Here is a 3,445-nt window from a genome sequence, read left to right on the forward strand (position 1 = left end):
TGGCCGAGTAGCTCAGTTGGTAGAGCAGGGGATTGAAAATCCCCGTGTCGGCGGTTCGATTCCGTCTTCGGCCACCATCTTCAAAGACCTGCAGAAATGCGGGTCTTTTTTTTGCCTGAGGCTTGCCATCCGCGTGTGGCCCGGCCCCACTGCACCTGCTTGACGAAACATTTACACGCGGCACGCGTCGCCGCACCTACGCTCCAGACTCCTGCCTGGAGCCTGTCGATGCACCTGCGTCCCGCCCTGCTCGCCTGCCTGCTGCTGGCCACCGCCCCGGTGCTCGCCGTCGAGCCGGTGCGCGCGGTCGAAACCCTGGACATCGATCGCTATGCCGGCCAATGGCACGAGATCGCGCACCTGCCGGTCTCGTTCCAGAAGCAATGCGTCGGCGAGATCACCGCCAACTACGGGCTGCGCCGCGACGGCAGGATCAGCGTCACCAATGCCTGCCGCAACGGCGAAGGCGAGCGCGTGGTTGCCGAAGGCGTGGCGCGCCCGGTACCCGGCCACCCCGGCCAACTGCAGGTGCGCTTCGTGCCGGACTGGCTGAGCTGGGTACCGCTGGTCTGGGCCGATTACTGGGTGCTGGCGCTGGACCCGGACTACCAGTGGGCCCTGGTCGGCGAACCCGGCCGCAAATACCTGTGGATTCTCTCGCGCGTGCCGGAAATGGAGCGCGCGCGGTTCGAACAGCTCAAAGCAACGGCCGAATCCATGGGCTACGACCTCGGCCCGCTGCGCCAGATGGCACCGTTGCGGGAATCGCCCGCCAAGTGAACCGCGGCGCGAGCCGCGCACCCGACGTGGACGATCCGGCGCCGCGCACGCCCGGCCGCCATCTTCACGCGCTACCCTCTGCGGCGGGTCGTCACCGGCGACCCAAACAACCATACGCCGTAGTATGCTTATCCCAACGCACCCCCTCCAGAGGACTTGCGCCCATGCTCCACCGTTTCCGTATCGCCTTGATCGTTCTGTGCACCCTCGCCCTTGTTGCCTGCAACAACGGCATCGTCAAGCGTGTTTCGGAACCGGCGGCCAGCCTGCAGCAACTGACCGTGCGCGCCGATGGCAACTGGACCGTGGCCCTGCGCCTGCAGAACTTCAGCTCGATGCCGATGACCTTCGATGACGTTTCGCTGGCATTGACCGTTGGCGACAGCGAAGCCGGCACCCTGCAGGCCAGGCCGGGCATTTCCATTGGCGGCACCTCGGCCGACGTCATCAATGTCGACCTTGTGCCCAGCTCGGCCGCGCGCCTGATCGTGGCCGACGCGCTGGCCGGCAACCGCACCCTGGCCTACGGCCTGAAGGGAACGGTGGCCGCCACGCCGCAGGAAAAGAAGCAGCGCAGCTTCGACATCAGCAGCCGCAGCACCCTCAACCAGGCCCCCGGCCTGCCCGGCGTGCTGCGCTGAATCCCCGCTTCCGCCGCGGCGCCCGGCGCCGCTCCCCTGCCCCTGATCAAATCGAGACGTACCGATGAGCAGCTACACCGCCCCGCTTTCCGACCTCCGTTTCGCCCTGCACGACGTGCTCAAGGTCGAACCCCTGTTCGCCCGCCTGGGCTTCACCGACGCCACCGCCGACGTGGTCGATGCCGTGCTGGAAGAAGCCGGGCGCTTCAGCGCCACCGTGCTGGCCCCGCTCAACAGCGTGGGTGACGAGATCGGCTGCGTGCTCGACCAGGCCACCGGTGAGGTGACCACGCCGCCCGGCTTCAAGCAGGCCTACGACCAGTTCGTCGACGGCGGCTGGACCGGCCTGACCGCTTCGCCGGAACTGGGTGGCCAGGGCCTGCCGCACACCCTGGGCGTACCGCTCAACGAAATGATCAACGCCGCCAACCTGGCATGGGGCAACTTCCCGCTGCTCTCGCACGGCGCCATCGAAGCACTGAAGCAGCATGGCGAAGCGTGGCAGCACGAGGCCTTCCTCAAGCCGCTGATCGAAGGCCGCTGGACCGGCACCATGTGCCTGACCGAACCGCATTGCGGCACCGACCTGGGGCTGCTCAAGACCAAGGCCGAGCCGAACGCCGACGGCAGCTACGCCATCACCGGCACCAAGATCTTCATCACCGCTGGCGAGCACGACCTGACCGGCAACATCGTGCACCTGGTGCTGGCCAAGCTGCCCGACGCCCCTGCGGGCGCCAAGGGCATCTCGCTGTTCGTCACCCCCAAGTTCAAGGTCGACCGCGACGGCAACGTCGGCGAGCGCAACGCGCTGCGCTGCGGTTCGATCGAGCACAAGATGGGCATCAAGGGCTCGGTCACCTGCGTGATGAACTTCGATGGCGCGCAGGGCTACCTGGTCGGCCAGCCGCACAAGGGCCTGCAGGCGATGTTCACCATGATGAACACCGCACGCCTGGGCGTCGGCCTGCAGGGCATCGGCCTGTCCGAGCGCGCCTACCAGAACGCGCTGAAGTACAGCCGTGAGCGGCTGCAGTCGCGTGCACTCAGTGGCGCCAAGTTCCCAGACAAGCCGGCCGACCCGATCCTGGTCCACCCGGATGTGCGCCGTATGCTGCTGACGGTGAAGTCGCTGGTCGAAGGCAGCCGCCTGCTGGCCCTGCACGCGGCCACCCTGATCGACGTGGCCCACCACGCCGAGGACGCCGCCGAGCGCGAGCGCGCCGACACCCTGGTGAGTTTCCTCACGCCCATCTCGAAGGCCTGCCAGACCGAATGGGGCATCGAGAACACCTACAACGCCCTGCAGTGCTTCGGTGGCCACGGCTACATCCGCGAACACGGCATGGAACAGCTGGCCCGCGATGCGCGCATCACCACGCTGTACGAAGGCACCACCGGCATCCAGGCGCTGGACCTGATCGGGCGCAAGACCGCGTCCAGCCAGGGCGCCGGCCTGAAGCTGATGCTGGCCGAAATCGAAGCCTTCGCCAAGGAACATGAAGGCAACGAGGCGCTGGCCGAGTTCATTGGCCCGCTGCGCGCCAAGGCCAGCGAGTGGGGCGCGCTGACGATGGACGTGCTGAAGCGCGCGGCCGCCAACCCGGACGAACTGGGTGCGGCCAGCTACGACTACCTGTTCTATTCGGGTTACGTGGTGCTGGCCTACTGGTGGGCCCGCAGCGTGGCCGCCGCCGATGCCAGCGCGCACGGCGCCGCCTTCGCCCAGGGCAAGCGCGAGACCGCTCGGTTCTACTTCGCCCGGGTGCTGCCGCGCACGCTCAGCCACGCCGCCGCGATCCAGGCCGGCGCCGCCCCGCTGATGGCGATGGACGACGAGCGCTTCGGCGCCTGAGCCGGGCCGCGCCCGGCACCCGCGGTAGTGCCGGCCGCTGGCCGGCAACCGCAACAGCTGCAATGTGAGGGATGACGGGGCGGTGTGCGCTGGCAGGACACGCCGTAAACCCATCCCTGGGGGCTCGATGGCGCCTTGCTCGTGTGCGCTGTCCTGCGCACACGAGCAA

The 3,445-nt window shown here is 67.9% G+C and carries 3 protein-coding genes and 1 tRNA gene; all 4 read left to right on the forward strand.

Going from position 1 to position 3,445, the window contains the following annotated elements; translation table 11 throughout:
- The first annotated feature begins 1 nt into the window (after window position 1).
- Window positions 2-77: transfer RNA gene (locus O0J73_RS21855), tRNA-Phe, on the forward strand.
- 151 nt (window positions 78-228) lie between these two features.
- Window positions 229-780 carry a lipocalin family protein gene (locus tag O0J73_RS21860; protein WP_308309627.1) on the forward strand — a complete coding sequence of 184 codons (552 nt, stop codon included), beginning with the start codon at window positions 229-231 and terminating at the stop codon, window positions 778-780.
- Window positions 781-944: 164 nt separating this feature from the next.
- Window positions 945-1,421 carry an LEA type 2 family protein gene (locus tag O0J73_RS21865; RefSeq protein WP_006457727.1) on the forward strand — a complete coding sequence of 159 codons (477 nt, stop codon included), beginning with the start codon at window positions 945-947 and terminating at the stop codon, window positions 1,419-1,421.
- Window positions 1,422-1,485: 64 nt separating this feature from the next.
- On the forward strand, window positions 1,486-3,276 hold the full coding sequence (locus O0J73_RS21870) for an acyl-CoA dehydrogenase C-terminal domain-containing protein (protein WP_308309628.1): 1,791 nt from the start codon (window positions 1,486-1,488) through the stop codon (window positions 3,274-3,276).
- The last annotated feature ends 169 nt before the right edge of the window (window positions 3,277-3,445 follow it).

It is taken from the genome of Stenotrophomonas sp. Sm6012 (assembly GCF_030985895.1).
GTDB classification, from domain to species: Bacteria; Pseudomonadota; Gammaproteobacteria; order Xanthomonadales; family Xanthomonadaceae; genus Stenotrophomonas; species Stenotrophomonas forensis.

Excerpts from the sequence above, each read along its gene's own strand:
- O0J73_RS21860 (WP_308309627.1), top strand. The coding sequence starts at position 229 with ATGCACCTGCGTCCCGCCCTGCTCGCCTGCCTGCTGCTGGCCACCGCC.
- O0J73_RS21865 (WP_006457727.1), top strand. The coding sequence starts at position 945 with ATGCTCCACCGTTTCCGTATCGCCTTGATCGTTCTGTGCACCCTCGCC.
- O0J73_RS21870 (WP_308309628.1), top strand. The coding sequence starts at position 1,486 with ATGAGCAGCTACACCGCCCCGCTTTCCGACCTCCGTTTCGCCCTGCAC.